Origin of the sequence: Psychrobacter sp. GW64-MNA-CIBAN-0177 (assembly GCF_040309585.1) — a bacterium.
Taxonomy (GTDB): Bacteria; Pseudomonadota; Gammaproteobacteria; order Pseudomonadales; family Moraxellaceae; genus Psychrobacter; species Psychrobacter okhotskensis.
Window position 1 is genome coordinate 1 of the sequence record NZ_JBEOOY010000381.1, and the last position, 258, is coordinate 258.

A 258-nucleotide genomic window follows, 5' to 3' on the forward strand; every position below is an offset into this window, starting at 1 on the left:
ACATGACATTATTCAGTCTGCTTATATTTCGTCTGGCCAACGTTGTACCTGTGCCCGTCGTTTATATATTGAAGAGGGCGCACAAGGTGATGCGTTAATCGCAGAGCTAGTAAAGGCTATTAAACAAATTAAAGTAGGTGCTTGGAACGTTCAACCACAACCTTTTATGGGCTCGATGATTTCTGAAACCGCTGCACGTGGCATGGTTGCCGCACAGGCGACACTTCAGTCATTAGGTGGTATTTCATTAGTTGAGTT

1 protein-coding gene is annotated in these 258 nt (G+C 44.2%); it reads left to right on the top strand.

Translation table 11 applies throughout. From position 1 onward, the window contains the following. The coding region (locus AAEY79_RS15540; protein WP_352289455.1) for an aldehyde dehydrogenase family protein at positions 1-258 on the top strand (258 nt) is incomplete at both ends.